Raw genomic sequence first — 16,402 nt, forward strand, 5'->3', positions numbered from 1 at the left:
GGCGGCCGGCGGGACACGGCCGGGCGGACGGGCGTGCGGCGCCGGCCCGGTCCGCTCCCGCGAGCCCCCGGGCGACCCCGCGCGACGCTCCGCGCCCGGCGCGTCGCTTCCCGCCGCTCTGCCACAGTGGCCGGGGCTCGGTCGGAGCCCGCCCACCGACAGGAAGGCGTCCCCCATGGCGCGTCGCTGGCTGGTCACCGGATGCTCGTCGGGGCTCGGCCTCGCCCTCGCCACCGCCGCGGCGGAGGCCGGCGAGTACGTCCTGGCCACCGCCCGCAAACCGGACACCCTCGCGGAACTGGCGGCCCGTCACCCGGACCGGGTGCTCACCGCCGCCCTGGACATCCGCGACCCCGGCCAGTGCGAATCCGCCGTCGCCGCCGCCGTCGACCGCTTCGGCGGCCTGGACGTCCTGGTCAACAACGCCGCCAGCGGCCTGTTCGGCACCGTCGAGGAGGTCTCCGACGAGGAACTGCGCGACCAACTGGAGATCCTGGTCGTCGCCCCCTGGCGGCTGGCCCGGCTCGCCCTCCCGGTGATGCGCGCCCAGGGCGCCGGCCACATCGTCAACGTCTCCTCGCTCGCCGGCCGGATGGCCTTCCCCGGCCTCTCCGCCTACGTCGCCGGCAAGTACGCGCTCGAGGGGATGACCCAGGCGCTCGCCGCCGAGGCCGGACCGCTCGGGATCCGCGTCACCGCCGTCGAACCGGGCGGCTTCGCCACCGGCTACGGCGACGCCATCGCGCAGACCGCGACCCGTCTGCCCGCCTACGCCGCCACCACCGACCCGATGCGCGACGGCATGCACGCCATGCGCGACAACCCGCAGCTCGGCCGCCCCGAGGATTTCGCCCGCCACGTGCTCCGCCTGGTCGCCGCCGAGGAGTCGCCAGTCCGGGTGCCCGTCGGTGAGGACGCCCACGCCTTCCTCGCCGCCGTCGAGGAGGCCGCCCGCGCGGAGCTCGCGGCCGCCCGCGCCCTCGTCCCCGGCCGCTGACCCGCGGCGCGCACCCGCGGCGCGCGTCTCCTGCCGCCGTGCCACGGCTGCCCGGCAGGCGGCGGACAGCACGGCCGACGGCCGCCTCCCCGGGGTGACCGGGAGAGGCGGCCGTCCACGGCCGGGGCGGGGCTACCGCTGCTCGGGCGGCTGCTCGCCGAGGTGCTCGTTGATCTTCTGCTGGGCGGTGTCCACCTGGCCCTGGTACCTGCTCTGGGTCTTGGCGTCGACGGCGTCACCGGCCTTCTCGACACCCTTCTGGGCCGTGGACTCGTGGCCCTTCATCATGCTCTTGAGCTTGTCCAGCATCGACATCTGGCTTCCTCCTTAGGAGCTGCCGGTCTACCCACCATCGCCGACCCGGACGAGATCCACATCTCCAGCGGCTCCCGGAGCCGCCCGGACCCGGCTCACGACGGTGCGGCGGCGGCCCAGTACCCGGGCACAGCATCCGTCCGGCGCCGCAGATCGGCCCGCACCCGCGAGGCCAGCCGCCGGGTGTCCCGCCGGTTCAGCACCGCGCCGAGCCCCGCCCCGACGAGCAGCGGGAAGAGCGTGGGCAGCTTGCGCAGCGTGCTGCGGGTCAGCCGCTTGCGGACCTTGCGCCGCACCTCGGTGCCCACCGCCAGCCCCGTCACCGCCGCCACGCCCACCGGATGCGAGGGCGTCACCGAGGCGAGCCCGCGCCGGTCCGCCCACGCATTGACGTACGCGGCCGTTCGCTGCGCGGGGCTGCCGCCCGCCGGCACGCCGTACACCTGGTGCAGCTCGGCGATCAGCTTGATCTCGACCGCAGCCACCACCAGCGTCTCCGCCGCGACCTCGGCGGCCATGGCAGCCGGCACCGGCAGCATCGCCGCCGCCCCCACCCCGGCCCCGACCGAGGCCGAGGCCCGCACGGCCCCCGCCACCAGCAGATCCGCGAGCGCCTCGGCGTCCCCGGCCTTCGGGTGCTGCGCCCGCAGCGTCGCCAGGTCCCGCACCGGGATCCGCGGTGCCGTCTGCAGCAGCCGCTCGGTCAGCGCCCGGCCGCCCACCCAGGTCACCCGCGCCGTCGCGGCACCCCCGCGCAGCAGCAGCCGCACGGTCGACGACACCAGCGCGCCCGCCCGCCGGGCGGCCCGCCGGCGACTCGACGGCGAGCCCTCCTCCATCTCGCGCGACATCGACGCCAGCGCCTCCGCCGCCGCCTCCGGACTCATCTCCGACCCCGTGGCCCCGGCCCCCTCGTCCGGCGGCTCCGGCCGTCGCCTGCGCAGCAGTCCCATGCCGTCCCACGTACCCGCCGCCCGGAACCCGTACGCGGGCGTTCACCCGGCGCCACCCGACCAGTCCCACGAACGACCGGCCGACGTGCCGCCAGGCGCGTGACCGACCGGTCCCGGGCACCTGAGGCGCGCCTGTGACCTCCGTCACCACGCCCACCGCGGCGGTGTGCCGCGCGGACACCCCCTCCGGCGCGAGAATGATCGGGTGTCCGCCCCCTCAGAGCTGCCGCACTACTCCGGCCAGACGACCTGCGGTGCCGACATGCGCACCCCGCTGCGGGACTTCCTCCGCACCGAGACCGGCAGCGCCGCCGTCCTGCTCGCCGCCACCCTCGCCGCCCTGGTCTGGGCGAACGTCGCGGCGGGGTCGTACGAGTCCTTCTGGGAGACCGTCCTCGCGGTGCGGCTCGGCGACTCCGGTATCTCCCTGGACCTGCGCGAATGGGTGAACAGCGGCCTGATGACGCTGTTCTTCTTCGTGGTGGGCCTGGAGGCCCGCCGCGAGTTCGACATGGGCGAGCTGCGTGAGCGCCGCCGGATAGCGCTGCCGCTGATCGCCGGGGTGTTCGGGATGGTCGTCCCCGTCGTGATCTTCCTCGCGGTCAACGCCGGGGACGGCGAGCTGCACGGCTGGGGCACCGCGATGTCCACCGACACCGCCTTCGCCCTCGGCATGCTCGCCCTGTTCGGAAACCGGCTGCCGGAGTCGCTGCGCACCTTCATCCTCACCGTCGCGGTCGTCGACGACTTCGTCGCCCTGGGCGTCATCGCCGTCGCCTACAGCGGCAGCATCGCGTGGCCCGCCCTGCTGGCCGGCCTCGGCATCCTCGCGGTGATCCTGCTGGCCCGCGCCGCGGGCCTGCGCCGCGGCGGCGTGTACGCGCTGCTCGCGGTGGCCCTCTGGGTGGCCCTGCTGAAGTCGGGCGTGGACCCGGTGGTCACCGGTCTGGCGATGGGCCTGCTGACCTACGCCTACCCCGCGTCCCGCAGCGACCTGGAGCGGGCGAGCGACCTGTTCCGGCTGTTCCGCGAGCAGCCCACCCCGGAGCTGGAACGCACCCTGCGGGCCGGTCTGGCCACCGCGATCTCCCCGAACGAGCGGCTCCAGCAGATCTACCACCCGTGGACGAGCTACGTCATCGTGCCGCTGTTCGCCCTCGCCAACGCGGGCATCACCTTCTCCGAGGAGCAGCTGACCCGGGCCCTGCACTCGCCGGTCACGCTCGGCATCGTCCTCGGCTACGTGCTCGGCAAGCCGGTCGGCATCCTCGGCTCCACGCTGCTCACCACAGCCTTCAGCCGCGGCCGGCTGCGACCCCCGGTCGGCTGGGGCGCGGTGGCGGCGGGCGGCGCGATCGCCGGGGTCGGGTTCACGGTGTCGCTGCTGATCGCCACGCTGGCGTTCGACGGCCCGCGGCTGGACGAGGCGAAGGTCGGCATCCTGGCGGCGGTGGTCTGCGCGTCCGCGGTGACCTGGGTGATCACCCGGCTGATCGCGCTGATGCCGCGCACCGGCCGGATGCGGGCGCTGCTCGGCACGTCCGAGTCCATCATCGACCTGGCGGCCTCCGTGGACGCCGAGCGCGACCACGTCCGCGGCCCGATGGAGGCCCTGGTGACCGTCGTCGAGTACGGCGACTTCGAGTGCCCGTACTGCGGCCAGGCCGAGCCGGTCGTCCGCGAGCTGCTCGCCGGTGCCGGGGACATCCGCTACGTCTGGCGCCACCTGCCGCTGAACGACGTCCACCCGCACGCCCAGCTGGCGGCGGAGGCGGCGGAGGCCGCCGGGATGCAGGGCGCGTACTGGGAGATGCACGACCTGCTGCTCGCCCACCAGGGCGCGCTGAAGCTCCACGACCTGCTGAAGTACGCCGAGACCGTCGGGGTGGACGGCGAGAGGTTCGAGACCGACCTGCGGGCCCGGGCCGGTGCCGTCCGGGTCTCCGAGGACGTCGATTCGGCCGATCTCAGCGGCGTCTCCGGCACTCCCACCTTCTTCGTCAACGGGCGCCGGCACTACGGCGCCTACGACATCGCCAGCCTCAAGGAGGCCGTCCGGGCCGCCCGCGAACGGGCCGCCCTGGTCCGCTGACCCGCCTGCCACCGCCACCGCCCCTGTCGTACGGCGACGCGCCCGCCCCCGCCCGGGTGCACCCTGGTCGGAGGGGCGGAATCGGCCCGCGGCGCACCCGGGCCCGTCCTCCGCCGCGGCAGCCGGAAGGAGGCCCCCAGGTGGCCAGCGCCGGACCCGGCAGCGGGGGCCCGCAACCCGACGCCCGCACGGACCTCCCCGCCGCGGCCGCCGAGCCCGTGCCCCAGCTCTGGCGCGCCCTGGTGGTCTGCCTGATCGCCGGCTTCATGACCCTGCTGGACGTCAGCATCGTCAACGTCGCCCTGCCGACCGTCCGCACCGGCCTGCACATGACGCAGAGCGGCCTGCAATGGGTGCTCAGCGGTTACGCCCTGGCCTTCGGACTCGCCCTCGTGCCCGCCGGACGGCTCGGCGACGCCCGCAGCCGGCGCGCCGTCTTCCTGACCGGACTCGCGCTGTTCACCGGCGCCAGCGCCCTGTGCGGCGCCGCCCAGAACGAGGCCTGGCTGATCACCGCCCGGCTGGTCCAGGGCCTCGCCGGCGGCATCATCGTGCCGCAGGTCTCCGGCTTCATCCAGACCGCCTTCCCCGGCCCCGAGCGCGGCCGCGCCTTCGGCATGCTCGGCGCCGTCATCGGCATCTCGACCGCCGTCGGACCGCTGCTCGGCGGACTGCTCATCGAACTCGCCGGTCCGCAGAACGGCTGGCGCTTGGTCTTCCTGGTCAACGTCCCGATCGGGATCGCCGCACTGCCGGTCGCCCGCCGCCTGCTTCCGGACCCGCCGCCCCGCCCCGCCGGCGGTGTCCGGCACAGCGACCTCGATCCGGTCGGCCTCCTGCTCCTCGGCGTCGGCACCACCGCGCTCCTGCTGCCCTTCGTCCAGGAACAGTGGCACGACCCGGCCCGCTGGCTGCTGCTGCCGGTCGCCGTCCTGCTGCTCGCCGCCTTCGCCGCCTGGGAGACCCGGTACGGGCGCAGTCGCGAACCGCTGGTCAGCATGGACCTCTTCGCCCGCCGTTCCTACGCGGCCGGCACCCTGCTCTCGCTGCTGTACTTCGCCGGGTTCACCTCGGTCTTCTTCGTGTTCACGCTCTACCTGCAGGCGGGGCTGCACTACACCGCGCTGGCCGCGGGCCTGGCGATCACCCCGTTCGCCGTGGGCTCGGCGGTGGCGGCGGCGGTGGGCGGCCGGCTGGTCGCCCGGCGCGGGCGGCGGCTGGTCGCGTCCGGCCTCGCCACTGTGCTGGTCGGCCTCGGCGGCGCGGCGCTCGCCGCCCACCTGACCTCGGGCGACGGCACCGGCTGGGCCACCGCGGCGCCGCTGCTGCTCGCCGGGGCCGGCAGCGGCCTGGTCATCGCCCCCAATCAGACGGTCACCCTGCAGGAGGTTCCGGTCGTCCGTGCGGGCAGCGCCGGCGGCGTGCTGCAGACGGCGCAGCGGATCGGCTCGGCCGTCGGCATCGCGGTGGTCGGCTCGGTCTTCCTCGGCCACGCCGGCGGCGCCCCGGCCGCCTGGACGGGCGCCTTCCAACGGGGCATCGCCGTCTCCGCCGCGTTCGTCCTGGTCGCCCTCACCGTCGCCGCCGCCGACATCCGGCGCCGCCCCCCGCCCGACCGGCCGCCCGCCTCCCGCCACTGACCGGACCCTGCCGGCCGCCACCCCGCCGTCGCACCCGTACGGCATGCTGGCCCCGTACGTCACGCAGGGGTGCCGCCGGGGCGGGAGACTCGGCGGCCGCGGGCACAGGGGGATCTCATGATGGGTGGAGCGTCGGACGACTGGTGGGTGCTGCTGTTCTACCCGGTCGTGTTCTGGGTCCCGCTCGGGCCGTTCGTCATGGCCTCCCTGGGGGCGTGGAACGCCCGGCAGCCGGGGCTGTGGCCGCGGCTGTGGTCGGTGCTGCTGCCGCTGGAGCCGGTGGTGACGCTGGGCGTGGTCGCCTGCCGCCCGGGCAGGGAACCGGGCGACTACCTGGCCTACTTCGGCGGCTACGTCTTCGGCATCACGGTGCTGCCCTGGCTGCTCGGCTACGGCATCACCCGGGCCGTCCGCGCCCACCGCGCCCGCCGCGGCCGGGTCCGGGAGACCGGTCCCGAGAGCGCCTGAGCCCGTACCGCCGCCGGATCGCACGGCCACCGCCCCGGCACCCGGGCCGCCGCCGTGCGGTTGGATCCGCCGCGGGCGGACAGACGCGCGGGCGTGGACCGACTTCGCAGACACACGCTGGCCCGCCGCCGCACGATCGCCCGGTCCGGGCCCAGTGCCCGGGTGCGCCGCCGCGCCCCCGACCGGCCGACCCGGCTGCGCCGCCGCGGCTGGCAGGACGCGCTGCGCCGCACCGGCCGGGAGATCCTCGACGACGAGCTCTCCGACCGGGCGGCCGCGCTCACCTACTACGGCGTCCTCGCGATCTTCCCCACCCTGCTGCTGCTCGTCTCGCTGGTCGGCCTGGTCGGGCGGTCCGCCACCGAGCAGCTGCTCGACAACCTGCGCACCTGGACGCCCGGCCCGGCCCGGGACATCCTCCGCGGCGGCGTCGAGGAGCTGCAGCGCAGCCACGGCACCAGCGGCGCCCTCGCCGTTCTCGGCCTGGCCGGCGCGCTGTGGTCGGCGTCCGGCTACATCGCCGCGTTCATCCGCGCGGCCAACGTGGTGTACGACATCCGCGAGGGCCGCCCGGTGTGGAGGCTGACCCCGCTGCGGCTCGGGCTGACGGTGGTGCTGATGCTGCTGCTCGCCGGCAGCGCCGTGATCGTCGTGTTCACCGGGCCGCTCGCGCAGAAGGCGGGTGAGACGCTGGGGATCGGCGACGTCGGGGTGCGGATCTGGTCGTTCGCCAAGTGGCCGGTGCTGCTCCTGCTGGTCACGCTGATGATCGCGCTGCTGTACTGGGCCGCGCCCAACGTCCGCGGCCGCGGCTTCCGCTGGGTGTCGCCCGGCAGCGTGCTGGCGGTGGCGCTCTGGCTCGGGCTGTCCGCCGGGTTCGCCGCCTTCGTGGCGAACTTCTCCTCGTACAACCGCACCTACGGCACCCTGGCCGGGGTGATCGTCTTCCTGGTGTGGCTGTGGCTGACCAACCTGGCGATCCTGTTGGGGTTGGAGTTCGACGCCGAGCTGTCACGGGCCCGGGCCGTCCAGGGCGGCCTGCCGCGGAAGCACGAGCCGTACGTCGAGCCGCGTTCCACCGAGACCTGGGACGACGCCGAGTCCGGTGGCGGCCCCTGAGCGGAGGGGAGTGTCCGATGGCGGCGTGCCGGCCCGACCCGAGCGGGGCAGTGCGGCCCCGGTGCCGCCGTCCGGCCGAAGGGCATCACCCGGACGGGGGAGCGGCGCGGTGACCGGCGGCCAGCACCTGCAGGGGCGGCCGCTGCCGCGGTCCGGGCGTCCGCTGCCGGGCGGCCTGCGGGCGCGGCTCGCCGTGGCCGCCCGGGAGGTGTGGCGCCGCGGCCGGGAGATCGAACTGCTGCACCGCTCGATGGCGTTCGCCGCGCTCTGCTTCGTCACCGTGGTGCCGCTGCTGGTGGTCATCGCCGCCGCCTCGCCGACCAGCGGCAGCGGGATCGCCGACTGGATGATCGACGGCCTCGGGCTGTCCGGCCGCTCGGCCGCCGCGGTGGACGAGCTCTTCGCCTCCCGCCGCGAGGTCGTCACCACCACGACCGGACTCAGCCTCGCCGCCCTGGCGGTCTTCGGGGTCTCCCTGATGGCGGCCGTGCAGAACGCGTACGAGCGGATCTGGCAGCTGCCGCCGGGTGCCTGGCACGCGGTGTGGCGCCAGGTGGTCGGCCTCGGCGGGCTGATCGGCTACGTGCTGGTGGCGGCCTGGAGCGGCGTCCCGTGGCACGCCAGCGGCGCGCAGCCGGCGCTGCGGGTCGCGGCGACCCTGATCGGCGGTCTGCTCTTCTTCTGGTGGCTGCCGCGGCTGCTGCTCGGCGGACGGGTGTCCTGGCGGGCGCTGCTCCCGGGGGCCGGCCTGACGGTGTGCGCCCTCGTCGGCCTGCGGATCTTCTCCCGGCTGGCGTTCGCCCCGATGATCGTCTCCAACGCGGTGTCGTACGGGGCGATCGGCACCGTGCTGGTGGTGCAGTCCTGGCTGATCGGGGTCGGCTACTGCGTGTACGCGGGGGCGCTGGCCGGCCGGGCGCTGCAGCGTACGCCCACCCCGCGCCGCCGCGGCCCGCGCTGACCCGCCCGGCTCAGAGCGAGAGGACGCGGCGCTCGCCCGGCCGGACGGTGTGGCAGGAGCCGCGCAGACGGATCCGGATCGGTTCCTGGCGGCTCTCGGGCAGCGAGACGGCCACCGTGTGCCGGTCGACCGCCACGGTCACCCCCCAGTGGCCGCGGTAGCGCAGGTCCAGCTCCAGGCGCCGCAGCGCGGACGGCAGCCGCGGGTCGAGCCAGATCGCGTCCTCGCGGATCTCCAGCCCGGTGTAGCAGCGCTGCAGCAGGTCCACGGTGCCGGCCATCGCGCCGAGGTGGATGCCCTCCGCGGTGGTGCCGCCCTGCAGGTCCTCGCGGTCCGCGGCCAGTGCGTCCCGGAAGAACCGCCACGAGGCCCGGCGGTCGGAGCGGGTCAGCACCCAGGCGTGCACCACCGCGCTGAGCGTCGAGCCGTGCACCGTCCGCGGGAGGTAGTGGCGGACGGTCCGGCGCAGCAGTTCCTCGCCGGCCGGGTAGCCGAGGCGGCGCAGCAGGCCGCGCACCTCGCGGGCGGAGAACAGGTGGAACAGCATCAGGGCGTCCGCCTGCTTGGAGGCCTTGTAGCGGTTGACGCTGTCGCCCTCCGCCTCCAGGATCCGGTCGAGGCGCCGCAGCCCCGGGTAGTGCCGTCGGTAGCGTTCCCAGTCGAGCTCGGCGAGGCGCTCGTAGCCCTCGAACTGGCTGATCACGCCGTCGTGGAAGGGCACGTGCAGGCGGCGGCCGACCTCCTGCCAGCGGTCCAGCTCGGCGCGGTCGAGGGCGAGGCGCTCCAGCAGCTCGTCGCGCCGATAGCCGGGCAGCACGTCGACGGTGTCCAGGCCGCGGGCCAGCACCCAGGAGGCGAGCACGTTGGTGTAGGCGTTGTCGTCCAGGCCGGGCCGGTCGGCCCACGGATAGGCGTCGTGGTACTCGTCCGGCCCGAGCACGCCGCGGATCGAGTACCGCTCGCGGGCCGGGTCCCACTCGGCGGCCGAGGACCAGAACCGGGCGATCTCCAACAGCATCTCGGCGCCCGTCTCGGCCAGGAAGTCGACGTCCCCGGTGGCCTGGTAGTACTGCCAGACGTTGTAGGCGACGGCCGAGCCCACGTGCCGCTGCAGGTGGCTGTGGTCGGGCAGCCAGCGGCCGGAGAGCGGGTTGAGGTGCAGCTGCTGCGACTCCTCGCGGCCCTCGCTCGCGCTCTGCCACGGGTACATCGCGCCGCGCAGTCCGGCGTCGGCGGCGGCCAGGCGGGCCGCTCCGAGCCGCCGGTGCCGGTAGTGGAGCACGGCCCGGGCGAGCTCGGGAAAGCGCAGGTTGAGCAGCTGGAGGACGAACAGCTCGTCCCAGAAGACGTGGCCGCGGTAGGCCTCGCCGTGCAGTCCGCGGGCCGGGATGCCGACGTCGAGGTCGACGGAGTGCTCGGAGTAGGTCTGCAGCAGGTGGAAGAGGTGCAGGCGGAGCGTGCCGATCCCGTCGAAGTCCGCGTCGATCCGGCAGCGGCGCCACAGCTCGGCCCAGCGCAGCGCGTGCTCGTCCGCCAGCTGCCCGAAGTCCCCGGCCGCCGCGGCCAGCACGGTCGCGGCGTGCAGCGGGACGGCGACGGCCGGGTCGTGGTCGGTGTACACGGCGACGGTCTTCTCCACCGTGACGGGCACGCCCTGCTCGGCCTCGACGGTGAGGAGCTGCGCCGCCCAGCCGGGGCGGCTGTGCACGGTGACGGCGGCGGGGACGGCGGCGCCGGCGCGACGTGCGCGGGTGCGGGCGGCGAGGGCGATGCACCGCGGTGAGTTCGCCGTGGCGACCTGCAGCACGAGCAGTCCGTCGGGGCCGGCGCCCTGCTCCAGCGGCCGGAGGTGGCGACGGGCCAGGCCCCGGTAGCGGGCCACGCCGGAGTTGGTGACGGTGCCGTCCAGCGCCGAGCGGACCTCCAGCGGCCCCGACCAGTTCTCCGGCAGCAGCTCGGTCTCCAGGGCGACCAGGTGCGGCTGGGCCTGGCTGGCGATCCGCCGCTGGACGAGCCGGGTCCGGCGGCCCTCGCCGTCCTCCACCAGGGCGTGCCTCGTCAGGACGCCCCGCCGCAGGTCGAGCACCAGGCGCTGGGTCACGGGCGGGCCGGTGAACCAGGCGCCGCCGGACGGCCGGAAGGTGAGCGGCAGCCAGTTGGGGCAGTTGACCAGGTCCTCGTTCTCGACCTGCCGCCCGCGGACGGCGGTGGCCGCACGGTCGTAGCAGCCCGCCAGGTAGGTGCCCGGGTAGTGGACTCCGTCGGCGGTGGACTCCGGTGCGGCGCCGCGGGTGACCAGGTAGCCGTTCCCCACCGCGCAGAGCGCCTCGCGCACACCCTCCGCGGCCGGGTCGAAACCCTCGTACACGAGCTGCCAGTCCTCCGCGGGACGGCGCACCGCTCCACCTCACCCTCGCGACGGCACCCCCGGGCAGCCACGCTATGCCGCTGCCCGGGGGCCCGCATCCGGTTGCGCACGGCGGCCCGCCCGGGGCGTGCGCCGAGGGGGCCGTTCGGCCCCGGCGGTGAGGCTTCCGGCCCTGGCGCCCGCGGCGGCTGCGGTCCGACGCTGGAACGGGGGCACGGGAACGTCTCCGCACGAACGGTCATCGGACATGAACGAGATCACCAGCGCCCCGGCCGCGGCCCCCGGGCCGGCCGCCGGCCTCCCGGACGACATCGCCCGACGGGTCGTCACCCGCTGCCGGCAGCTCGGGCTCGGCCAGGACGAGGCGGCCGCACGGGCCGGCATGTCGCCGCGCTACCTCGGCCAGCTGCTGGACTTCGGACCGGGCTTCGACCCGGGGGCCGTGTTCCGCCTGGCCCGGGTGCTCGGCATGAGCCGGGCGGACCTGGTCGAGGGCCGCACCGATGCGCCGCCCGGCGGTCCGCGGGCCGCGCCCCGGCCCCGCCTGCTCAGGCTCACCGAGCAGGAGTGCTGGGCGCGACTCGGCACCCACGGCGTCGGCCGGATCGCCCTCCCCGGGGAGCGGTTCCCGCTCGTGCTGCCGGTCAACTACACGGTCGACGGCACCACGGTCGCCTACCGCACCTCCGACTTCGGCGCCCCGGCGGCCGCGGCCGGGGACGACGTCGCCTTCGAGGTGGACCGCATCGACGACCGCCGCAGCAGCGGCTGGAGCGTCCTGCTCGGCGGGAGGGCGGAGCGCGTGCGCGACCCGGAGGAGGAACGGCGGCTGGTCGGGCTGGCCGCGGCCGAGCCGTGGGCGGGCGGCCACCGGACGCTGTGGATCCGGATCGTCCCGGAGACGGTCACGGGCCGGGTGGTCGGACCGGCCGGGGACGCGGATGGCGGTGGTGGGCCGTGAGGCACCGGTCCGTGGCCGAGGTGATGACCCGGCAGGTGGTCGCCGTCCCGCCCGGCGCGGGGCTGCGCGAGATCGCCGCCACCCTGGCGGTGCACCGGATCAGCGCCGTCCCGGTGGTCGACCCGTCGGACCGGCCGATCGGCGTGGTGTCGGAGGCCGACCTGCTGCACCGGCAGGCCGTCCAGGACGATCCGGACGAGGCGCGCACCCTGCCGCTGCCGGACGCCGACGCGGCGACCGCCCGGGAGCTGATGTCCACCCCGGTGGTCTGCATCACGCCGGACGCCAGTGTGGTGGCCGCCGCCCGGCGGATGGAGCGCCACGGGGTGAAGCGGCTTCCGGTGGTCGACGGGGACGGCCGGCTGGTCGGCATGGTCGCCCGGGCCGACCTGGTGCGGGTCTTCCTGCGGGACGACCGGGCCGTCCGCCGGGAGATCGTCGAGGACGTGCTGGGGGCGGTCGACGGGGTCGGCCCGGACGCGGTGGCGGTCGAGGTCGACCAGGGGCGGGTGACGCTCCGCGGCACGATCGACCCGCCCGGCCTGGCGCAGGTCGTGCTCCGGTTGTGCCGCTCGGTCGACGGCGTCGTCTCCGTCACCGACATGACGCGCAGTGGCGGGTGAGCGCCGGCCCGGCCCGCGTTCGTGGGCCGGGCCGGCGTGCTCAGCCGGGCAGACCGGGCAGTCGGTGGCGTTCGGCCGGATCGGGCGCGTCGAGAACGGCGTCGTACGGGGCCGGTGCCGGGGACGCCGCGAGGCCGGAGCCACCGGCCGGGGGCAGGCCGGCCCAGCGGCGCAGGGCGTCGGTGGCCAGGGTGCGGTCGGCCGGGGCGAGGGCGGTGATCGAGGCGCCGTGGTTGCCGTCGGCCACGGTCAGCACGTGGCTGTCGCGGGTCCTGGCGGAGACGCCGAAGCGCTCGGCGCTCCACGGGTCACGGCCGCCGTAGACGAAGAGGGTGTTGCGGGCGTTCCGGCGGATCCAGCGGTCGACGTCCCGGGTCAGGCCGGGGTCGAAGCGCCGCCGGGCGACCTTGTCGGGGATGTAGTCCCACACCGAGATCCGGTACTTCAGCAGGCCCTTGAGCTCCGGGTACGCCACCTCGGGCGCGCCGAGCTCGGTGGCCGCCTGGTAGTAGTACGGCGCGTAGTACGAGAGCGTCTGGTCGGTGTAGAAGGAGAAGCCGTCGACGCCGTCGAACCAGTCCCACAGCTGCTGGTCGGTGGCGTCCCGGCCGGGGACGGCCGCGCAGTCCGCCTCGGTGCCGTACTGCCAGAACGCCCACGGCGTGTCGACGACCACGGCCTCCAGGGCCTTGTCGGCGCTGCCCATGAACTCGGCGGAGAAGGTGTAGCCGTTGTCGCGGGCGTACTGCTCGTAACGGGCGGTGAGTGCGGTGCGCCGGCGCAGCGCCTCCACCTGGGCGCCGGCGATCGCGGCCCGGCACTCCGGGGTGCCGTTGCTGCGGATCACGTCGGCGTAGGCGCGGTCGCCGGGCCGGGCGGCGTCGTCCGGGGCGACGTAGGCGACCGTGCCGTCCATGTCGCCGGGGTGGAACCGCTCGTAGTGGGCGGCGTTCATGCCTCCCTTGCTGCCGCCGGTGGCGATCCAGCGGCCGGGGTAGAGCTCCTTCAGCGCCGTGAAGACCGCGTGCTGGTCGGCGGTGGCCTGACGGACGTTCAGGGTCGACCAGTCGCCGCCGGTGGCGGGCTCCGAGCCGCGGAAGAACCGGTACTCCAGGGAGACCTGGTTGGCGTCGAGCAGCCGGGTGGGCTCGGAGCGGGACGGGCCGGGGTCGGCGGGCAGCCCGTAGCCGCTCGCGGAGAAGACGGTCGGCCGGTCGGCGCCGCGGTGCAGCACGGTGAGCCGCTGCTGGAAGCTGCCGCGCCCGGGGTGGTCGTGGTCGACCGGCTGGGTGTAGGTCAGCACGAAGAAGCGGTAGCCGTCGACCTGCTTCTCCTGGACGACGGTCATGCCCGGGATCGCGGCGAGCCGCTCCTTCAGGTCGGTGTCCCGGGTCGCGGCCGCGGCGGCGGGCGCGCCGGTGCGGACGGGGCCGTCCGCACCGAACGCGGGGGAGGGGAGCAGACAGGCGGACACGAGGCCCGCCGCGAGGGTGGTCCACAGACGGCTGCGCAACAGGGGTCTCCCGGGGCGGCGAAGTCAAGCGACGGTGTAAGTGCGTTTAACCCGTCGCACAACCTATGCGCGGGCCGGCCGCGCCACAAGGCTTTTGACGAAATGTCATGTCCGCGGACCGGGGGCGGGAACACCGCCGTCGCCCGGTGCGCCCGAGGCATCCCGGGGGAGTGCGGCGCGGCGCCGCGAGGTCTCGCCGAGTGCCGCCAGGTCCTGCCCGCCGAGGCCGTGCGCCACGCCCTCCAGCAGTGCGTCGCGCAGCACGCCCGCGAGCGGCATCGGCACCCGGGCGGCGGCCGCGGTGTCCAGTGCCAGGCCGACGTCCTTGAAGCCCAGGTCGAGCCGGAACCCGGCCGGCTCGTACCGCCGCTCGGCGATCATCGCGCCGTACCCCTCGTACACCGGCCCGGGGAAGACCGTGCCGGTCAGCACGGACAGCAGGTCCGCGGCGGCCAGCCCGCTCGCCTCGCCGAGCGCCGTCGCCTCCGACACCGCCTCGACCGCCGAGACCAGCACGAAGTTGGCGCAGATCTTGGCCGTGTTGGCGATCTCCGGCCGGTCGCCGAGCCGCCACGTCCGCCGCCCCATCGCCTCGAACAGCGGGGCGACCCGGTCCAGGGCCTCCGCCGGCCCGGCCGCCAGGATCGCGAGGTTCCCCGCCGCGGCGACCTCGCCCCGGCCCAGCACCGGCGCCGCCACGTAGGCCACCTTGTGCCGGGCGTGCAGCTCCGCAGCCCGGCGTGCCAGCGCCGGGGAGACGGTGGCCATGTTGACGTGCACGGCGGCCGCCGCCGAGGTCAGCGCACCCTCGTCCAGCAGCACCGACTCGACGGCGGCGTCGTCCGCGAGCATCGACACCACGGCCTCGCACCGCCACACCCCGGCCGGCCCGTCGGCGGCCGCGGCGCCCTGCGCGACGAGCTCCCGCACCGGCTCCGGCGAGCGGTTCCACACCGTCACCCGGTGGCCTGCCGCCAGCAGTTGACGGACCATCCCGCGGCCCATCGTGCCCAGACCGACGAATCCCACGTCCATCGCGCCGATTCCCTCCCTCGAAGGCCGCCGGTCCGGCCGGACCCGGCGGGTTGCACCAGTGATCGTAGGCGCACGGGGACCGGTGAGCGGCCCGTCAGCCGGTGACGGCGAGCTCGGCGACGACCGCGCGGTGGTCGGTGCCCGGCAGGGTGCGCTCCGCGACGGTGACGGCCTTGAGCGCGTCGCCGTGCAGCACGTGGTCGATCTGCAGCACCGGCGGCAGCACCGGGCGGTCCGCCGGCCAGGTGCCGTCGAACCCCCGGCCCAGCTCGGCGTGGGTGTCGGTCAGGCCGGTTCCGAGCAGCCGCCGCATCGGCGTGTGGTCCAGGGTGGCGTTGAAGTCGCCGAGCAGCACGGCGTTGCGGGTGCGCCCCGCCACGTCCGAGCGGAGCGCGTCGAAGCCCGCCGCCCACTTCCGGGAATCGCCCAGCGGGTAGTAGGTGTGTACGGCGACGATCCGCACGGTGCGGCCCTCGACCGCCACCTCGGCCGAGGTCGGCTCGTCGGAGAACGGAGCGTCCGGCACCCGGCCCGCGGAGAGCGGCAGCCGGGAGTACAGCGCCGTGTCGGAGTACCGGCCCGCCACCGTGTACGGCAGCACCCCGCCCATCCCGGCGCGCTCCAGGCCCTCGGCCAGCTTCGGGTTCGACTCCTCGACCGCCAGCACGTCGACCCGCTCCTCGCGGACCAGCCGCACCAGCGCCGCCGGATCCACCTGACCGAGGTAGGCGTTGCTGGTCGCGAGCCGCAGCCGCGGCGCGGTCGTCGGCACCCCGCCGCCGTCCCCGACGAACCGCGGCACCAGCCAGAACAGCTGCACCGCGGTCAGCGCGACGGCCACCGCCGCCAGCGCCCGCGCCCGCAGCAGCGCCGTGGTGAACACCACCAGCACGCTCAGCACCGCGACGTACGGCACGCCCGCGACCGGCAGCGCCAGGTCCGTCCCGTCGTCCAGCCCGCCGAGGCGCACCACGATCAGTCCCGCGGGCACCAGCAGCACGAGGGCGCAGCAGACCAGCACGAGGAGCCGCAGCGCGCGCAGCCACCGGCGGCCGGGCGCAGCCGACGCCGGGGCAGGGGCCTCGACCTCCGTCACAACACCGACCATCCGACACCCTCGCCTTCCGCGCCCGCGCACCGGACGCCGCTCGACCCGCCGCCGGAGCGCCCGGCACCGTGTCAGCGGTGATCACCGGGCGGCGACGTCGACTGGAGACGCCGCCACCCGCCCGAACGGTTCCCCGGCCGGGCACGGACCGCGGCGCAGCGCTTCGCGCCATACCGGGAGGCACCGCGGACGACGGCGGGTCAGCCCGACGGTCGGTCAGCAGCCGCAGCCGACCCGGTCGGCGTAGGC

14 protein-coding genes are annotated in these 16,402 nt (G+C 75.6%); 8 read left to right on the top strand and 6 right to left on the bottom strand.

The annotated features are described in order from the left end of the window. Window positions 1–175: 175 nt before the first annotated feature. Entirely contained in the window at window positions 176–997 is an 822-nt protein-coding gene (locus KSNIM_RS32660; protein ID WP_263106758.1) for an SDR family oxidoreductase, read from the top strand. A 132-nt stretch (window positions 998–1,129) separates the two neighbouring features. On the opposite strand, the gene KSNIM_RS32665 is transcribed toward KSNIM_RS32660, so the two are convergent. Next, a complete protein-coding gene (locus KSNIM_RS32665) occupies window positions 1,130–1,312 on the bottom strand; it encodes an antitoxin (RefSeq protein ID WP_263106760.1) in 183 nt (60 codons plus the stop codon). Window positions 1,313–1,407: 95 nt separating this feature from the next. Further along, window positions 1,408–2,199, bottom strand: coding sequence for a hypothetical protein (locus KSNIM_RS32670; protein ID WP_263106761.1), 792 nt, complete (start codon window positions 2,197–2,199; stop codon window positions 1,408–1,410). A gap of 328 nt (window positions 2,200–2,527) precedes the next feature. Between KSNIM_RS32670 and nhaA the strand changes: the two genes are divergently transcribed. The 5 genes from nhaA to KSNIM_RS32695 all read left to right on the top strand — a co-directional run bounded on the left by nhaA (window position 2,528) and on the right by KSNIM_RS32695 (window position 8,545). Further along, window positions 2,528–4,357 carry a Na+/H+ antiporter NhaA gene (gene nhaA, locus KSNIM_RS32675; protein WP_263108213.1) on the top strand — a complete coding sequence of 610 codons (1,830 nt, stop codon included), beginning with the start codon at window positions 2,528–2,530 and terminating at the stop codon, window positions 4,355–4,357. A gap of 140 nt (window positions 4,358–4,497) precedes the next feature. After that, the gene (locus tag KSNIM_RS32680; protein ID WP_411543810.1) at window positions 4,498–5,997 is read left to right on the top strand and encodes an MFS transporter; all 1,500 of its coding nucleotides are present in this window, start codon (window positions 4,498–4,500) and stop codon (window positions 5,995–5,997) included. A gap of 120 nt (window positions 5,998–6,117) precedes the next feature. Then, window positions 6,118–6,465, top strand: a complete 348-nt coding sequence (locus KSNIM_RS32685) for a hypothetical protein (RefSeq protein WP_263106762.1) — start codon at window positions 6,118–6,120, stop codon at window positions 6,463–6,465. A 93-nt stretch (window positions 6,466–6,558) separates the two neighbouring features. Then, entirely contained in the window at window positions 6,559–7,584 is a 1,026-nt protein-coding gene (locus tag KSNIM_RS32690) for a YihY/virulence factor BrkB family protein (RefSeq protein WP_411543811.1), read from the top strand. Between the two features lie 109 nt (window positions 7,585–7,693). Further along, complete coding sequence (locus KSNIM_RS32695) at window positions 7,694–8,545, top strand: YhjD/YihY/BrkB family envelope integrity protein (protein WP_263106763.1); 852 nt, start codon at window positions 7,694–7,696, stop codon at window positions 8,543–8,545. A gap of 10 nt (window positions 8,546–8,555) precedes the next feature. Here the strand turns inward: KSNIM_RS32695 and KSNIM_RS32700 are convergent, their stop codons facing one another. Then, window positions 8,556–10,943, bottom strand: coding sequence for a glycoside hydrolase family 65 protein (locus KSNIM_RS32700; RefSeq protein ID WP_263106764.1), 2,388 nt, complete (start codon window positions 10,941–10,943; stop codon window positions 8,556–8,558). A gap of 217 nt (window positions 10,944–11,160) precedes the next feature. Here KSNIM_RS32700 and KSNIM_RS32705 point away from each other — a divergent pair, with 217 nt between their 5' ends. Both KSNIM_RS32705 and KSNIM_RS32710 read left to right on the top strand, forming a co-directional pair. After that, complete coding sequence (locus KSNIM_RS32705) at window positions 11,161–11,874, top strand: helix-turn-helix domain-containing protein (RefSeq protein WP_263106765.1); 714 nt, start codon at window positions 11,161–11,163, stop codon at window positions 11,872–11,874. An 11-nt stretch (window positions 11,875–11,885) separates the two neighbouring features. Further along, window positions 11,886–12,497, top strand: a complete 612-nt coding sequence (locus tag KSNIM_RS32710; RefSeq protein WP_317634082.1) for a CBS domain-containing protein — start codon at window positions 11,886–11,888, stop codon at window positions 12,495–12,497. A gap of 40 nt (window positions 12,498–12,537) precedes the next feature. Here the strand turns inward: KSNIM_RS32710 and KSNIM_RS32715 are convergent, their stop codons facing one another. The 3 genes from KSNIM_RS32715 to KSNIM_RS32725 form a co-directional block, all read right to left on the bottom strand. Next, on the bottom strand, window positions 12,538–14,013 hold the full coding sequence (locus KSNIM_RS32715; RefSeq protein WP_411543899.1) for a S28 family serine protease: 1,476 nt from the start codon (window positions 14,011–14,013) through the stop codon (window positions 12,538–12,540). 102 nt (window positions 14,014–14,115) lie between these two features. Then, on the bottom strand, window positions 14,116–15,045 hold the full coding sequence (locus tag KSNIM_RS32720; protein ID WP_263106768.1) for an NAD(P)-dependent oxidoreductase: 930 nt from the start codon (window positions 15,043–15,045) through the stop codon (window positions 14,116–14,118). 94 nt (window positions 15,046–15,139) lie between these two features. Continuing rightward, window positions 15,140–16,141: an endonuclease/exonuclease/phosphatase family protein gene (locus KSNIM_RS32725; RefSeq protein WP_263106769.1), complete on the bottom strand. Its 1,002-nt coding sequence runs from the start codon at window positions 16,139–16,141 to the stop codon at window positions 15,140–15,142. Window positions 16,142–16,402 lie beyond the last annotated feature (261 nt).

This window comes from Kitasatospora sp. DSM 101779 (assembly GCF_025655475.1).
Taxonomy (GTDB): Bacteria; Actinomycetota; Actinomycetes; order Streptomycetales; family Streptomycetaceae; genus Kitasatospora.

Coding starts and splice junctions, on each gene's coding strand:
- KSNIM_RS32660 (WP_263106758.1), top strand. CDS start 176: ATGGCGCGTCGCTGGCTGGTCACCGGATGCTCGTCGGGGCTCGGCCTC.
- KSNIM_RS32665 (WP_263106760.1), bottom strand. CDS start 1,312: ATGTCGATGCTGGACAAGCTCAAGAGCATGATGAAGGGCCACGAGTCC.
- KSNIM_RS32670 (WP_263106761.1), bottom strand. CDS start 2,199: ATGAGTCCGGAGGCGGCGGCGGAGGCGCTGGCGTCGATGTCGCGCGAG.
- nhaA (WP_263108213.1), top strand. CDS start 2,528: ATGCGCACCCCGCTGCGGGACTTCCTCCGCACCGAGACCGGCAGCGCC.
- KSNIM_RS32685 (WP_263106762.1), top strand. CDS start 6,118: ATGGGTGGAGCGTCGGACGACTGGTGGGTGCTGCTGTTCTACCCGGTC.
- KSNIM_RS32705 (WP_263106765.1), top strand. CDS start 11,161: ATGAACGAGATCACCAGCGCCCCGGCCGCGGCCCCCGGGCCGGCCGCC.
- KSNIM_RS32720 (WP_263106768.1), bottom strand. CDS start 15,045: ATGGACGTGGGATTCGTCGGTCTGGGCACGATGGGCCGCGGGATGGTC.